A 14,612-nucleotide genomic window follows, 5' to 3' on the forward strand; every position below is an offset into this window, starting at 1 on the left:
ACTGGCGACCTGTCCCCTGTAGAGTTTGAACGGCGCTACGCGCAACGAGGGTCTTGAGTGTCTACGGAACCCTGGGCGTATCACACAACATCCACGACTTCAGCCAAAAAGGGGCTGATACGCGTAGCCCTCATTCCGATTTGGCTCCGCTCTTTGATGGTGTGAGATCGCGATACGAAACCAACCTTAGTGCGCTGCTCGGCGAGTTCGCGAGCGACCTGATCGAAGAGACCAGATTCGAGCGTGAATACAACCAAGATCCCAGACAGCTTTCGGAGCTTCTTGAGGCGGAGAGCAAGCTGACAACGCAGGTTTGGTACAACAGGAAATGGAACATCATTGATCGCGTCGAAAACGGTAAAGAAAAGTTGGTGCCTAAAGAGGTTTGGGACCAAGCTTCCCCGGAAGAACGGCGAAACCTAATGGTAGATACGATTTGGGAAGGGATGCTCGCCGCAATGAAGAGGGCCGAAGAAGAGCTCGGCACTGAAGAGCTGGGGCCTTGGACCGACTTCGAGTGGGGGATGATCAATGGCAAGCTGTCTGCAATACGCTGGGTGCTCGGCGATGAATGGGACATGCTCGACACATGAGTCCCGAGACAGTCATGCCTTTTAACCGGTAGGCGCAGCGGATGGACGATATAACAGTAAAGAATATTGCCAGCGCTCTTGGGTGTTTTGCTAACGCCATGAGGCTCTACGGCGAGGCCTTCATCAGGTATCGAGACTTGGTCGCAATCGATCAAGAGGAGGCTATCCACAATCTCGACCGAGCATTCGAGCATAACCTTGAGGGCTTCCATACCTTGTATGACGTGTCGCAGGGTTTATTCGATTTTCATGGCTGTCCTGATAGCAGTTTACTAATTGCTCTACGCAATGCCCTCCATCATCGTGATCATCCTTTGTTCCAAAGCTTGCATCAAACGATTTGGTTAGATGGCAAGCCAGAACGCCTGCATGGGGCGGAGTACCTAATAGCCAGGCATCGAACAACAGGTGGCGACCCTCCGCCGATGATGCACTTGATCAAGTTAGAAGATATTTATGAGCGCCTCGATCCGCGTCGTGAATCTGTCTATCTTAATCAGATGGGTAAAGCCAACGCCTTGCCTAGGTTCGTTACTCTTGAAAATGGTCTTGCCTTCGAGAGAGTGTGGGAAAAAGCAAGAAAAGATCGCTATCCGACTAAGCAGGTATATTTGGACTTGTTGCCGATATTTAATTCTGCTGTTTCGAGAATTTTTATTGCATTGGATATGGCTGACGTGCCGTTTCAAGGGTTTGATGCAAATGCCTACAAATCTACTTTTATTGAAGAATTAAAGACAGACCTTCAACATTTCGATTTCTTTGGTCTGCGTATGCATGCGCTACAGATCGAGTTAGGACCGAAGTTCACAATCCAAGAGGCCTCTATCAGGCGGGGCTGTACCTATGAAAGGGTGATGGAGGACGAATAGATGTCTATCATCGGGGTAATGGTGCAGACACCATGATGTTGCTAGGAGAATGGCATCAAATGAAAGACTACCCTTGCTCCCTCACGCCAGCGGAGATCCAGGTGCTACGCCAGGACATGTGCCGTTCCATCGAATGGGCACAAGGCGAGCTGGAACGCCGGCGAGTCGTGGAACTATCCCGAGACGAGTTGGCCGAGTTACGCCGGGACATGGCGGAGTCATCCGCATGCATGCGCGCCGAGCTGGTCGCGCGAAAATCGAAGAAGTAGGGGTGTGGTATTTTTCATGGCATTGGAATGCTTGGCGCATTATAAACCGCGCTACAAGGGGATGTGAATCTCCTATTGATGATAGAGTGGGGTGATTTAAACGACAAAGGCGCCGCAAGGCGCCTTTGTCGTTATGGCAATCCGGTCGGGCAATGGAATGGTCTTGTCGGTGCACCGCATCGAGGCATGGGTCAACTGCTGGCTTGATAGCCGGCGTGCGTGTCGCAAACATCACCACTGCGCGCGACCCAATCCAACTCGATCAAGTCTTCCAGTGTGCCGGCAAGTCGAACGGGAATTATCGGTACTTGCTAAAGAGAAAGCCGCGCAATGCGCGGCTTGATCCTGGATCTATTAAAAGTATCCGTCAGCGCAGCTTGGCCAGCGCCACGCGCGCGTCTGCCATGAACTTCTGCGTTTCCTGCGGCGTGGAGAGGTTGGCGCCAAGCTGATTGAGCACTTGCTCGATGTCGCTCGATGCCTCCCAGGCTTCGTCGCAGAGCATGCCGGCGATCGGGCCGAGGTAGTTCAGCGCGACTTTTTCCAATGCATCGCGGACGCGCTCGTCGGGTGCAGATCCACCGCCGACGGATGCAGGCGCTGCGCTCGGTGCCGCGATAGGCGTTGCTGCGGCCGTCACGACTGCCGGTGCAACTGTCGCACGCGGCGCAGCCGGCGCGCCACCCAGATCCTGCTCGAAACCACCCATCAACCACTGGCGCGAGTCATCGCTGAGCAGCGAGGGCTTGCCCATGCCGGCGCCGGGGTCGGTCTGAAAACGGGCCTTTGCCGCGTTGACCATGGTGAGGCGTTGCACCGCCTCGTCGTTGCGCAGCATGCGGAACACCACTTCTTCGATCTGCCCGGCATTGAGGCGGACGATGCAGGAGTGGTTTTCCTCGGTGACGATGAACAGAAAGCCGGACGCCTTCTTCAATGCCAGCGCCTTGAGCTCGCGCAGGATCTCGATCAGCTGACGGAATTCAGTGGACATGGCGTCTTCCTTGCATCATCTGGTACGGAGTGGGTGCGAGCGGCTCAGCGTTTGCTGAGGCGCTCCATGGCCAGCCGAACACTGTTGGACAGGCGCGAGATGGCGCGCGCCAGGGTACCGATTTCATCTTTGAGATTGACCTCGTCGATGGTGTGGTTCCACTTGCCCAGGCTCAGTTCTTCGGCCACGGTGGTCAAATGCTGGATGGGGCGCAACACGCGGCTCCAGATCAATGCCCATTGCAGGCCGAGCAGCAACGCGCAGACCAGCAGGCCGATGCCGGCGATCCACAGCGATTGGCGCACGATCACGCCATTGACGTCGCTCTTGGGGTAGGCCGAGACCAGGGTGAAGCCCCAATCGGGCACTTCCTGCTTGGTCACGACCCAGTCGCCGGGGCTGTCCTTGACGATGCGTTCGATGGTGGCAGTGTCGGTGGTGGCACCGGTGGTGGACTGGAAGCGCAGTTTGTTCTTGCTGTCGAACACGGCGATGAAGCCGGAGTCGAGCACGCGACGGCTGCTGACCACGTTTTCCAGTGCCTGCGTGTCGGCCTTATAGCCGACGTACCAGGCACCGATGACGCGCTTGTCGTTGCCGGCGAAGATCGGCTCGTAGCCGGTGACGTACGGGTTGCCGAGGATGTCGACCACGCCGTAGAAACTTTCGCCGTTACGCAGCTTGGCGGCGGCCTGGCCGTTGGGATCGAGCACGGTGCCGATGGCGCGGCTGCCGTCGTCCTTCTTGACGTTGGTGGAGATGCGCACGAAGTCATCGCCGGTGCGCGAGAACAGCGTGGCGGTGCCTTCGTGGATCGCGGTCACATCGTCGAGCATGCCGAACTCATTGGCCTGCGACTTCTGGCCCAGCAGCAGATCGTTAGCAGTGCGATCGGCAACGCTGACCTCCGCGCCGACGCTTGCAGCGCCATGTGCGTTGGCTTCCTTGCGCAGCTGGCGCATGGAGGAATTGACGCGATCGAGCATCATCGCGCGGGTGACCGAGAACAGGGTCTGCAAGGACACCGACTGGCGCTCAATGGCGTCGCCGGTCTCGAACTTGACCCGGTTCGCTTCGGTAATGGCCAGAATGACCGTCAGTGCCACCACCACGACCAGCACCAAGGCCAGCACCGGCAACAGCAGGCGCACCCGCAAAGAGTGACGAAGCATCGCAATTCCCCTGAACGCGTTTAGTGATTGGATCGAGTGCCGCCGCTGCGCTTTGCTGCGTCCGGACGTAGCCGTTATCGGCTGTCGCACACGATGCTGAAGCGGCCCCCTTGCCGCTCGGCGGTGCATACCATAGCGCAAGCCGGTCGATTTGACAGGGCGGCGGTCACGCTGCCTGGCGCTGCGTTCAAGAATGGGCGACCTCGTTGTAAAGTCGAGGGCAGGGTTGGGCAGACAGGCGGCGCGTATTAGCGGAGGACGACGCTATGGGTGTTGGCCGACGGCCGGTGACCGGCCTGTGCCGCGTCTGCACGCAGCGTATCGACACAAACAAAAGGCCGACTCGCACGAGCCGGCCTTTTGTTTGTTGCAGCGTGAAACCGCTCAGGCTTTGGCAAACGCCAGCAGATCCTTGTTGAACTGGTCGGCATGGGTGACCGGTAGACCATGCGGCGCACCGGCATAGATCTTCAGTTCGGCGTGCTTGATGATCTTGGCCGACAACTTGCCCGACGCATCGATCGGCACGATCTGGTCGTCGTCGCCATGTACCACCAGCGCCGGCACATCGATCTTCTTCAGGTCGGCGGTGTAGTCGACCTCCGAGAATTCCTTGATGCAGTCGTACTGGCCCTTGTGGCCGCCCAGCATGCCCTGCAGCCAGAACGAGTCGCGCATTCCCTGGGTGACGGTGTTGCCGTCACGGTTGGCGCCGAAGAACGGCGTGGTCAGATCCTGATAGAACTGCGAACGGTCCTTGGCCACGCCGTCGCGAATGCCGTCGAACACGCTGATCGGCAGGCCGCCCGGATTGGTCGGGCTCTTGACCATCTGCGGCGGGACCGCGCCGACCAGCACGACCTTGGCCACACGCTTGCTGCCATGGCGGCCCACGTAATGCGCCACTTCGCCACCGCCGGTGGAATGCCCGACCAGGATCGCGTCTTTCAGATCCAGTTTTTCGATCACCGCAGCCAGATCGTCGGCGTAGGTGTCCATGTCGTTGCCGTCCCAGGTCTGGGTCGAACGACCGTGGCTGCGACGATCGTGCGCAATCACACGGAAGCCGTGTTGGCCCATGAACAGCATCTGCGCATCCCAGGCATCGGCGCTGAGCGGCCAGCCGTGCGAGAACACGACCGGTTGGCCCTTGCCCCAATCCTTGTAGAAAATGTTAGCGCCGTCGGGGCGGGTGACGAAAGTGGACATCGGGTTGACTCCGTTGTTGGTCGGGTGGGGCAGTGTGGAGGGAGGTGAGCGCACGGCTGCGGCGGCACTGGCTAGAGCGGGCAGGGACAACGCTGCCACGGCGGCCGTGCTGGAGATGAGAAAGCTGCGGCGTCCGGCGTCGGCCGGAGTGGGCTCGAACGGATGCATAAACACTCCTGTGGGCGAGGGCATGCATCCCGGTCGTCGCTTGACAGCGTGAAGCGTCATGGCTGTCTCTGCGAAGCGCGGCGCGAATGCAGCGCAGGCCGTGGACACACCGGTGCATCCACTCAGTAGACCCGCGCAAGCAGCAAGCAGATTGCACACGTGTGCGCACTGTCGCCGTGGTGCAGGCTGACTGTGATCTGGTCGATCAAAGCAAGTGGCGGCTGCGAAACGCGTTGGTCAAGCAGACTCGGTCGTGCGGCAACAGCGTGCATCGTGCAGGCGATCGCACACGCGCTTCGAATGGATGGCGAGTCGATGAGGCTCGCTCAGCCTCAACCGACATCGCCGGTCACTGCAGCGCGGTATCCCACAACAGCTTGATGTTCAAACAGACGATCACCGCAGCGATCACCCAGGCGATGCGCACTAGCCACGCCGGTGCCACCAGCGTGCCCATCAATTGACGATCCGACACGAAGCGCACCAGCGGAATCACCGCAAACGGCAGCTGCATCGATAACACCACCTGGCTGAGCACCAGCAGCCGCGCAGTGCCGGCTTCGCCGTACAGCCAGGTCACGATCACCACCGGCACGATGGCGATGCCGCGGGTCAGCAGGCGGCGTATCCACGGGGGTAGCCGCAGTTGCAAAAATCCTTCCATCACGATCTGACCGGCCAATGTTGCAGTCACCGTAGAGTTCACGCCTGAAGCAAGCAACGCAATCGCAAACAAAGTCGAGGCCAGGCCCACGCCCAGCATCGGCGCCAGCAGCGCATGTGCCTGTTCGATTTCCTGCACATCGGTGCGGCCCTGTGCATGAAACACCGCCGCTGCCAGAATCAGGATCGAGGCATTGATGAACAACGCGAACATCAAGGCCACGGTGCTGTCGGTCACCGCCCAGCGCAACGCCGACTTGCGCCCCACATCGGTGCGCGGATACGCACGCGTCTGCACGATCGACGAATGCAGATACAGGTTATGCGGCATCACCGTCGCACCGATGATGCCGATTGCCAGATACAAGGCCTGCGGATCGGTGATCACTTGCGCACGCGGAATGAAGCCGCCCAACACCGCCGCGATCGGCGGTGCGGCCAGCGCGATCTGGATGCCGAAGCACACGAAGATGATCAGCAGCAATGCCATCACGAACGCTTCCAGCGCGCGGAAACCGCGGTTCATCAGCAGCAACACCAACACCACATCGACCGCGGTGATGATCGCGCCCATGGTCAGCGGAATGCCGAACAACAGCTTCAACGCGATGGCGGTGCCGATCACTTCGGCCAGGTCGCAGGCGATGATCGCCAGCTCGCACAATCCCCACAGCGCCAGGTTGACCCCGCGCGGGTAACGCGCCCGGCAGGCCTGGGCCAGATCCAGGCCTGTCGCGATGCCCAGCCGTGCCGACAAACTCTGCAACACGATCGCCATCACGTTGGACAGCAGGATCACCGACAGCAGCAGGTAGCCGAACTGCGAGCCGCCGGCCAGATCGGTGGCCCAGTTGCCCGGGTCCATGTAGCCCACCGACACCATGTAGCCCGGCCCCAGGAATGCCAGCAAGCGGAACCACCAGTGGCCGCCCTTGGGCACGGCGACGCTGGCGTGGTGCTCGCCCAGACCGCCGTTGGCGGAATGCGCTGCGGGGGTGGGCGGATGAGTGTGCGAGAGGGTGTCGGCTGACATGCGAGACGGCATCGGCGAGGGATCGGAGCGATGATATAGCAACTGCTATGCTGTTGAGCATTGGCAATCTCAATCGTAATGATCGGCGGCGTGCTTCACACTACGCACACCGGCACTGGCGCCGGACGCGATGATGAGGAAGAGGGTGGGCAAGAGCGAAAAGCAGGAAGCCGCCGCGCCGGTGCTGATCGATGCGCAGGTGCATATGGAAAGCTTCCGTCAGGTGCGCGAAGCGCGTCGCGCCGAGTTGGTCGAGGACTATGTGGAACTGATCTCCGATCTGCTGGTCGACGGTGGCGAAGCGCGTCAGGTCGATATCGCCGCGCGCCTGGGCGTGGCCCAGCCGACCGTGGCCAAGATGCTCAAGCGGCTGGTGCGCGATGGCTGGGTGGTGCAGCGCCCGTACCGCGGCGTGTTCCTGACCCCGGCCGGCGAGGCGCTGGCCGCGTCCAGCCGGCAGCGCCACCAGATCGTCGAGCGCTTCCTGCTGGCCCTGGGCATCGACGAGGCTACCGCGCGCCGCGATGCCGAGGGCATTGAGCACCATGTCAGCGAGGCCACTGTCGCTGCATTCGCCGCCTTCCTGGATCGCCAGGGCGGCAGCGCCGCGTGAGCACATCGGTGGAGATGCCCCTCGACGCGGCGCAGTCGCCGATCGACCAGCAATGGATGCAGCGCGCCCTGCAACTGGCCGAGCGTGCCGAGCGCGACTATGACGAGATCCCCGTGGGTGCGTTGCTGGTCGATGCCGATGGCAACGTGCTGGGCGAAGGCTGGAACTTCAATATCGCCAGCCACGACCCTACTGCGCATGCCGAAATCATGGCCATGCGCGAGGCCGGCCGCCGGCTGGCCAATCACCGGCTGATCGGCTGCACCTTGTACGTCACCCTGGAGCCCTGCGCGATGTGTGCGATGGCGATGATCCATGCGCGTATCGCGCGGGTGGTGTTCGCCGCCAGCGACCCCAAGACCGGCGCCTGCGGCAGCGTGTTCGACCTGTTGGCCGACCCGCGTCACAATCATCGCGTGCAGGTCAGCGGCGGGGTGCTTGCAGCAGAAGCGAGCCTGCGGCTGACCAATTACTTCAGGGCCAAGCGTGGCAAGCCGCCCCTCGCGCCCTGAGCGGCGCGGCCGCGGTATGATGCGCGCCCTTCAGCATCTGGCCGGCGACGGCCCTCCACAGGACGGCGATATGGCAGACAACCTTGCGAGCAACGACCGACTGATCTGGATCGATCTGGAAATGACCGGGCTGGATACCGATCGCGATTCCATCATCGAGATTGCCACCATCGTGACCGATGCGCAGTTGAACGTGCTTGCCGAGGGGCCGGAACTGGCCATTGCCCATCCGCTGGAAAAACTCGAAGCGATGGACGAATGGAACCGCAATCAGCACCGCCGTTCGGGCCTGTGGCAGCGCGTGCTCGATAGCCAGGTCACCCATGCGCAGGCCGAAGCGCAGACCGTGGCGTTCCTGAGCGAATGGATCCGCGCCGGCGCCTCGCCGATGTGCGGCAACTCGATCTGCCAGGATCGCCGCTTCCTGCACCGGCAGATGTCGCGCCTGGAGCGCTACTTTCACTACCGCAATCTCGATGTGTCCACCATCAAGGAGCTGGCACGGCGCTGGGCGCCGACGGTGGCCAATGGGTTTGCCAAGAGCTCGGCACATACCGCGCTGAGCGACGTGCGCGATTCGATCGACGAGCTACGCCACTATCGCCAGTTCATGGGCGCGTTGGGTGGTGCCAACCAGGGTGGCGCGCAGGGATAAGGGCGGCACTGGTTCGCAGCACGCCGACGGCGTGCTGCGACTGGTGTGCAGCGAACGTTGCAAGTCGGAAGTTGCGTATCTTCAGGCTCATCCGTTCGATGCAGCAGGCGCCAGAGACGCCACACAACAAAAAGGCCGCATCACTGGATGCGGCCTTTTGCATGACGGATTGCTTTAAACACCAACGCGCCATCAACGCGCCATCAACGCGCCAGCGACGGCCCCTTGCTCAAATCGCCATCGTCGGCAATGCCTTTCAGCAGCAGATCCGAGATCGGCTTGCCGTCGGCATCATGGTGATACACATGCAGGTCGCGCTGCGGGTACGGGATATTGAGCCCGTTTTCCAGCAGCTGGTTGCGGATCTGCTCCAGCGTGGTGCTCTTGGCAGCGCCGAAGTTGCCGTTGGTCGCGTACGCAAACAACATCAGATCCACCGTGCTTTCGCCCAGGTTGGTGACCTGCACGAATGGTGCGGGCGAATCCAGCAGGTTCGGATTCTCCTTGGCGATCTGCAGCAACAACTGCTGGGCTTTTTTCAGATCGTCTCCATAGCCCACGCCCACGGTCACTTCCAGGCGACGGTTGGGCAGGGTGCTGTAATTGACGATCGGCGAGGTGGTGATCGTGCTGTTGGGCAGGGTGATCATGCGTTCGTCGAACGAGCGCAGCCGGGTCTGAAAGATCCGGATCTCGTCCACGATGCCTTCCTGGCCTGCGATCACGACATGGTCGCCATCGCGCATCGGTCGCAGCACGATCAGCATCACGCCTGCGGCGATGTTGGACAGCGAGTCCTTCAACGCCAGACCGACCGCCAGACCGGCCGCACCCAGCACCGCAATCAGCGAGGTCGGCGGCACGCCGATCTTGCTCAACGCGCTGACGAAGACCAGCACCAGCAACAACGCATACAGCACGTTGCGCAGGAAGTTGGTCAGCGTGATCTCGATACGCGCGCGGGTCAGCGCACGATGCAGCCACTGGCTGAGCTGTTTGGCCAGCCACATGCCGACAACCACGATCAGCAGCGCCAACCCCCAATTGAGCGCGTACTGCGCCCACGGGATGTTGGCCCAATTGAACGCCGGCTCCGCCACCTTGGTGGCCGCCGCTGCCGGCTTTGCGGCGACTGCTCCCGCAGCCGCCGCCCACACCACACCCAACAGTCCCATCAGCTCTCGCTCTTCAACTTGGCCAGACGCAACCAGGTGTCGACCACGGTGTCAGGATTCAGCGACACCGACTCGATGCCTTCCTGCATCAACCACTCGGCCAGTTCCGGGTGATCCGACGGCCCCTGGCCGCAGATACCGACGTACTTGCCCTTGGCGCGCGCGGACTTGATCGCCATCGACAGCAGCTTCTTGACTGCCGGATTTCGCTCATCGAACAGATGCGCCACGATCGACGAGTCGCGGTCCAGGCCCAGGGTCAGCTGGGTCAGGTCGTTGGAGCCGATCGAGAAGCCATCGAAGATCTCCAGGAACTCGTCGGCCAGCAGCGCGTTGGACGGCAGCTCGCACATCATGATGATCTTCAGGCCCGGCTTTCCATCGGCACCGTCGCCCTGCTTGAGGCCGTTCTGCTCCAGCACCTCGATCACCTTGCGGCCTTCTTCCAGCGTACGCACGAACGGGATCATCACCCAGAGGTTGTCCAGGCCCATCTCGTTGCGCACCTTCAACACCGCCTTGCACTCCAGCGCAAAAGCCTTGGTGAAGGACGGATCGACGTAACGGCTGGCGCCGCGGAAGCCGATCATCGGGTTCTCTTCATGCGGCTCGTAGCGCGAACCGCCGATCAGGTTGGCGTACTCGTTGGACTTGAAGTCCGACAAACGCACGATCACCGTGTGCGGCGCCACCGAGGCGGTCAACGTGGCAATGCCTTCGGCCAGACGGTTGACGTAGAAGCTCACCGGATCGCCGTAACCGGCGGTCTTGGCGTCGATCTTCTTGCGGACGTCGGCGTCCTGCTTGTCGTATTCCAGCAGCGCATTGGGATGGATGCCGATATGCGCGGCGATGATCATTTCAAGACGCGCCAAACCAATGCCGGCATTGGGCAGCTGACCGAAGTCGAAGGCGCGCTCCGGGTTGGCCACATTCATCATGATCTTGAGCGGGGCAGGCGGCATGTTGCCCAGATCGGTGGTGGTGCGCTCGAACGGCAGCAGGCCGTCGTAGATGAAGCCGGTATCGCCTTCGGCGCAGCTGACCGTCACTTCCTGACCATCGCTGATGATGTCGGTGGCATTGCCCGAGCCGACCACGGCCGGCACGCCGAGCTCGCGCGCGATGATCGCCGCATGGCAGGTGCGGCCGCCGCGGTTGGTGACGATCGCCGAGGCGCGCTTCATCACCGGCTCCCAATCGGGATCGGTCATGTCGGCGATCAACACGTCGCCGGCCTGCACACGGTTCATGTCCTCCAGCGAGCGCACCACGCGTGCGACGCCGCTGCCGATCTTGGCGCCCACCGCGCGGCCTTCGGCCAGGATCTTGGCGTCCTTGGCATCCAGCGAAAAACGCTCGATCTGGGTGGCATGGCTGCGCGACTTCACCGTCTCAGGGCGCGCCTGCACGATAAACAGCTTGCCGCTGACACCATCCTTGGCCCACTCGATATCCATCGGGCGGCCGTAATGCTTTTCGATCACCAGCGCCTGCTTGGAGAGCTCCTGCACGTCTTCGTCGCTGATCGAGAAGGTGTTGCGCAGTTCCACCGGCGTGTCCTCGGTGCGCACACGCTCGCCGGGCACATCCGAATACACCATGCGGATCGCCTTGCTGCCGAGCGAGCGACGCAGGATCGCCGGCTTGCCTGCGTTGAGCGTGGGCTTGTAGACATAGAACTCGTCTGGGTTGACCGCGCCTTGCACGACCATCTCGCCCAGGCCGAAGCTGGAGGTGACGAACACCACATCGCGAAAGCCCGATTCGGTGTCCAGCGTGAACAGCACGCCGGCTGCACCCACGCCCGAGCGCACCATCAACTGCACGCCGGCCGAGAGGAACACGTCTTCGTGCTTGAAGCCGTGATGCACGCGATAGGCAATCGCGCGATCGTTGTAGAGGCTGGCGAACACTTCCTTGACCTTGTGCACCACATCGTCGGCGCCGGTCACGTTGAGGAAGGTTTCCTGCTGACCGGCGAACGAGGCATCCGGCAGATCTTCGGCCGTTGCCGACGAACGCACTGCCACCGCCACTTCGCCGCCGCCGTTTTCGGCGCACAGCTGTTCGTAGGCGGTGCGGATGTCGCGGTCCAGTTCGGGTTGCAGCGGCGCATCGATCACCCAGCCGCGGATTTCCTTGCCGGCGATGGTGAGCGCAGTGACATCTTCCACGTCCAGCGTGGCCAGCTTGTCGAAGATGCGCTTGGACAGATCGTTGTGGGCGATGAAGTCCTTGAAAGCTTCCGCAGTGGTCGCATATCCACCGGGAACCGAAACGCCAAGCCCGGCCAGGTTGCCAATCATCTCGCCAAGCGAGGAATTTTTACCGCCTACGCGGGCCAGATCGACCAGGCGTAGCTCATGCAACCACAGGATATTCTCGTTCAAGCGCGATGCTCCGTAAGGCCATCGCCCGAGCGGGCTGGATGGCCGCGACCGTAGGAAGAAGCCGCTATGATGCAGTGCACAGCGGAATCTGCACAAGCATGAACCCGTAAGTTTTGAACACCAGTTCAAAGAGGTGGCCTTGATGTCAACAATTCGACCGGTGTTCTACGTCTCCGATGGAACCGGTATCACCGCTGAAACGATTGGGCATAGCCTGCTCACCCAGTTCAGTGGATTCAACTTCGTCACCGACCGCATGTCGTTCATTGACGATGCAGAAAAAGCGCGCGATGCCGCGCTGCGCATTCGTGCGGCAGGCGAGCGGTACCAGGTGCGCCCGGTGGTGGTCAATTCGTGCGTCGACCCACAATTGAGCATGATCCTGGCCGAAAGCGGCGCGTTGATGCTGGATGTGTTCGCGCCCTTTATCGAGCCACTGGAGCGCGAGCTCAACGCGCCGCGGCACTCGCTGGTGGGCCGCGCACACGGCATGGTGGACTTCGAGACCTATCACCGCCGCATCAATGCGATGAACTTCGCGCTGAGCCACGACGACGGCATCGCGCTCAATTACGACGAGGCCGATGTGATCCTGGTCGCAGTGTCGCGCGCGGGCAAGACGCCCACCTGCATCTATCTGGCATTGCATTACGGCATCCGCGCCGCCAACTATCCGTTGACCGAAGAAGATCTGGAAAACGAACGTTTGCCGCCACGCTTGCGCAACTACCGCAGCAAGCTGTTCGGTCTGACCATCGACCCGGAGCGGCTGCAGCAGATCCGTCAGGAGCGGCGCGCCAATTCGCGCTATAGCGCGGCGGAGACCTGCCGGCGTGAAGTCGCCACCGCCGAGCGCATGTTCCAGATGGAGCGGATTCCCACCTTGAGCACCACCAATACCTCGATCGAGGAAATCTCCAGCAAGGTGTTGTCCACGCTGGGGCTGCAGCGCGAGATGTTTTGAGGCCGGGATTGGTGGGCGGGATTCGGGATTGGGCAAGCAGGCAGCGCGTTCACGCACAATCCGGGTGCTGCCGCGACGCGGCTGACGGCTTGCTGACAACCCAAGCGAAATCAAGCGGGCGGGACAATGCTCGAATAAAGTAGGCCTGCCGATGGGCAGTCGTAAATGCTGCCCGTGCGGCAGCGCAGCGTGTAGGATCGGTTTATGGCGCAAGCACTGAGCAAACTCGAACGCATCCCCAAGTTGAGCCGGTTCGGCTGGCTGATGGGCTTGTATGCAGAGAACTTCCAGCACCTGACCCGGCTGTTCGCGCCGGCCGACCTCGCTCCCGGCTCCTATGTATCGTCGATCGGCGATGGGCTGAATCTGCGTCTGGACGTGATCGAGTGCCACCGCTACACGGTGGAGCTGCGGCTGACCTACGACCTGTGCGACCCCGTGACCGGGGAGCCCGATCCTTCCGCGTACGTGCGGCTGTACCGCGACGCGCGCCAGGCCGAGACCACGCATTGCTATGTCGGCCGCCGCTGGCAGGACGTGATGGGTATGTTCCCGCCGCCGGCCGAGCTGATCAGCCATCGCATGCGCATGAATACGTTCCTCGGCAAATGGCTGGACTATCTGGCCGAGCGCGGTCACGGTGTCGCCACGCTGCGCCGGGATCACGATCACGTTGCACCGCCGCGCGCCAATTCGCAGATCGGCTGAGCGAGCGCGTCGCTGCCGTGCCCACTCGTTGTTGACGACGCGTCCGCTGTTGATGGCGCATCGGTCATACTGATGTGCTTCGTGTCAGATCGCGTGCCATGCCCTATACCCCTATCGTCGCCACACTTGGCTACCTGTTGTCGCCGGACGGCAGCCAGGTTTTGATGATCCACCGCAATGCCCGCCCCGGCGATCAGCACCTGGGCAAGTACAACGGGCTCGGCGGCAAGGTGGAACCGCATGAAGACGTGCTGGCCGGCATGCGCCGCGAAATTCGCGAAGAAGCGGGCGTGGAATGCGGCCAGATGCAATTGCGCGGCACCATCAGTTGGCCCGGCTTCGGCAAACACGGCGAAGACTGGCTGGGCTTCGTCTTCCTGATCCACAGCTTCGAAGGCGAGCCGCAGGCCTCGAACCCGGAGGGCACGCTGGAATGGGTAGCGCTCGATCGCATGGAGCAGCTGCCGATGTGGGAAGGCGACCGCAATTTCCTGCCGCTGGTGTTCGATGGCGACCCGCGTCCGTTCCATGGCGTGATGCCGTATCGCGACGGGCGCATGCAATCGTGGACGTACTCGCGCATCTGAGTGCGTGGTTCCGCTAGCGAGCCCAACAGTAT

General features: G+C 61.6%; 14 protein-coding genes. 8 read left to right on the forward strand and 6 right to left on the reverse strand.

What is annotated here, in order from left to right:
- The first annotated feature begins 53 nt into the window (after positions 1 to 53).
- Together XcyCFBP4188_RS14200 and XcyCFBP4188_RS23210 are read left to right on the forward strand one after the other, a co-directional pair.
- A complete protein-coding gene (locus XcyCFBP4188_RS14200) occupies positions 54 to 593 on the forward strand; it encodes a hypothetical protein (RefSeq protein WP_218972686.1) in 540 nt (179 codons plus the stop codon).
- Between the two features lie 41 nt (positions 594 to 634).
- Complete coding sequence (locus XcyCFBP4188_RS23210) at positions 635 to 1,465, forward strand: hypothetical protein (protein WP_104592340.1); 831 nt, start codon at positions 635 to 637, stop codon at positions 1,463 to 1,465.
- Positions 1,466 to 2,101: 636 nt separating this feature from the next.
- Here the strand turns inward: XcyCFBP4188_RS23210 and XcyCFBP4188_RS14215 are convergent.
- The 4 genes from XcyCFBP4188_RS14215 to XcyCFBP4188_RS14230 form a co-directional block, all read right to left on the reverse strand.
- A complete protein-coding gene (locus tag XcyCFBP4188_RS14215) occupies positions 2,102 to 2,728 on the reverse strand; it encodes a DUF8082 domain-containing protein (RefSeq protein ID WP_006451167.1) in 627 nt (208 codons plus the stop codon).
- Between the two features lie 44 nt (positions 2,729 to 2,772).
- A complete protein-coding gene (locus XcyCFBP4188_RS14220; protein WP_104592342.1) occupies positions 2,773 to 3,900 on the reverse strand; it encodes a Cache 3/Cache 2 fusion domain-containing protein in 1,128 nt (375 codons plus the stop codon).
- A 384-nt stretch (positions 3,901 to 4,284) separates the two neighbouring features.
- Positions 4,285 to 5,109 (reverse strand): alpha/beta fold hydrolase, encoded by an 825-nt coding sequence (locus XcyCFBP4188_RS14225; RefSeq protein ID WP_043909326.1) that lies wholly within the window; start codon positions 5,107 to 5,109, stop codon positions 4,285 to 4,287.
- A gap of 517 nt (positions 5,110 to 5,626) precedes the next feature.
- Complete coding sequence (locus XcyCFBP4188_RS14230; RefSeq protein ID WP_104592343.1) at positions 5,627 to 6,973, reverse strand: Nramp family divalent metal transporter; 1,347 nt, start codon at positions 6,971 to 6,973, stop codon at positions 5,627 to 5,629.
- A gap of 145 nt (positions 6,974 to 7,118) precedes the next feature.
- Between XcyCFBP4188_RS14230 and mntR the strand changes: the two genes are divergently transcribed.
- From mntR to orn, 3 genes are all read left to right on the forward strand, one after another.
- Positions 7,119 to 7,586: a manganese-binding transcriptional regulator MntR gene (mntR, locus tag XcyCFBP4188_RS14235; protein WP_043909134.1), complete on the forward strand. Its 468-nt coding sequence runs from the start codon at positions 7,119 to 7,121 to the stop codon at positions 7,584 to 7,586.
- 14 nt (positions 7,587 to 7,600) lie between these two features.
- A complete protein-coding gene (tadA, locus tag XcyCFBP4188_RS14240; protein WP_006450916.1) occupies positions 7,601 to 8,098 on the forward strand; it encodes a tRNA adenosine(34) deaminase TadA in 498 nt (165 codons plus the stop codon).
- 70 nt (positions 8,099 to 8,168) lie between these two features.
- Positions 8,169 to 8,753, forward strand: coding sequence for an oligoribonuclease (gene orn, locus XcyCFBP4188_RS14245; RefSeq protein ID WP_104592371.1), 585 nt, complete (start codon positions 8,169 to 8,171; stop codon positions 8,751 to 8,753).
- Between the two features lie 203 nt (positions 8,754 to 8,956).
- Here orn and XcyCFBP4188_RS14250 read toward each other — a convergent pair whose 3' ends face one another.
- Both XcyCFBP4188_RS14250 and ppsA read right to left on the reverse strand, forming a co-directional pair.
- Positions 8,957 to 9,928, reverse strand: a complete 972-nt coding sequence (locus tag XcyCFBP4188_RS14250; protein ID WP_006450923.1) for a mechanosensitive ion channel family protein — start codon at positions 9,926 to 9,928, stop codon at positions 8,957 to 8,959.
- Positions 9,928 to 12,321: a phosphoenolpyruvate synthase gene (gene ppsA, locus XcyCFBP4188_RS14255; protein WP_104592344.1), complete on the reverse strand. Its 2,394-nt coding sequence runs from the start codon at positions 12,319 to 12,321 to the stop codon at positions 9,928 to 9,930. Before ppsA ends, XcyCFBP4188_RS14250 begins: the two co-directional genes overlap by 1 nt.
- A 142-nt stretch (positions 12,322 to 12,463) precedes the next feature.
- Between ppsA and ppsR the strand changes: the two genes are divergently transcribed.
- From ppsR to XcyCFBP4188_RS14270, 3 genes are all read left to right on the forward strand, one after another.
- Entirely contained in the window at positions 12,464 to 13,285 is an 822-nt protein-coding gene (gene ppsR / locus XcyCFBP4188_RS14260) for a posphoenolpyruvate synthetase regulatory kinase/phosphorylase PpsR (RefSeq protein ID WP_043889794.1), read from the forward strand.
- 204 nt (positions 13,286 to 13,489) lie between these two features.
- Positions 13,490 to 13,993, forward strand: a complete 504-nt coding sequence (locus XcyCFBP4188_RS14265) for a DUF1249 domain-containing protein (RefSeq protein WP_006450926.1) — start codon at positions 13,490 to 13,492, stop codon at positions 13,991 to 13,993.
- 98 nt (positions 13,994 to 14,091) lie between these two features.
- Entirely contained in the window at positions 14,092 to 14,580 is a 489-nt protein-coding gene (locus tag XcyCFBP4188_RS14270; RefSeq protein ID WP_006450927.1) for an NUDIX hydrolase, read from the forward strand.
- Positions 14,581 to 14,612: the final 32 nt, after the last annotated feature.

The organism is Xanthomonas hortorum pv. cynarae, assembly GCF_002939985.1.
GTDB lineage: Bacteria > Pseudomonadota > Gammaproteobacteria > Xanthomonadales > Xanthomonadaceae > Xanthomonas > Xanthomonas hortorum_D.

What these genes read in the sequence shown, in the direction of transcription:
- XcyCFBP4188_RS14225 (WP_043909326.1), bottom strand. Translation starts at nt 5,109, where the DNA reads ATGTCCACTTTCGTCACCCGCCCCGACGGCGCTAACATTTTCTACAAG.
- XcyCFBP4188_RS14220 (WP_104592342.1), bottom strand. Translation starts at nt 3,900, where the DNA reads ATGCTTCGTCACTCTTTGCGGGTGCGCCTGCTGTTGCCGGTGCTGGCC.
- XcyCFBP4188_RS14265 (WP_006450926.1), top strand. Translation starts at nt 13,490, where the DNA reads ATGGCGCAAGCACTGAGCAAACTCGAACGCATCCCCAAGTTGAGCCGG.
- orn (WP_104592371.1), top strand. Translation starts at nt 8,169, where the DNA reads ATGGCAGACAACCTTGCGAGCAACGACCGACTGATCTGGATCGATCTG.
- ppsR (WP_043889794.1), top strand. Translation starts at nt 12,464, where the DNA reads ATGTCAACAATTCGACCGGTGTTCTACGTCTCCGATGGAACCGGTATC.
- XcyCFBP4188_RS14230 (WP_104592343.1), bottom strand. Translation starts at nt 6,973, where the DNA reads ATGTCAGCCGACACCCTCTCGCACACTCATCCGCCCACCCCCGCAGCG.
- XcyCFBP4188_RS14270 (WP_006450927.1), top strand. Translation starts at nt 14,092, where the DNA reads ATGCCCTATACCCCTATCGTCGCCACACTTGGCTACCTGTTGTCGCCG.
- XcyCFBP4188_RS14250 (WP_006450923.1), bottom strand. Translation starts at nt 9,928, where the DNA reads ATGGGACTGTTGGGTGTGGTGTGGGCGGCGGCTGCGGGAGCAGTCGCC.
- XcyCFBP4188_RS14215 (WP_006451167.1), bottom strand. Translation starts at nt 2,728, where the DNA reads ATGTCCACTGAATTCCGTCAGCTGATCGAGATCCTGCGCGAGCTCAAG.
- tadA (WP_006450916.1), top strand. Translation starts at nt 7,601, where the DNA reads ATGCCCCTCGACGCGGCGCAGTCGCCGATCGACCAGCAATGGATGCAG.
- XcyCFBP4188_RS23210 (WP_104592340.1), top strand. Translation starts at nt 635, where the DNA reads ATGGACGATATAACAGTAAAGAATATTGCCAGCGCTCTTGGGTGTTTT.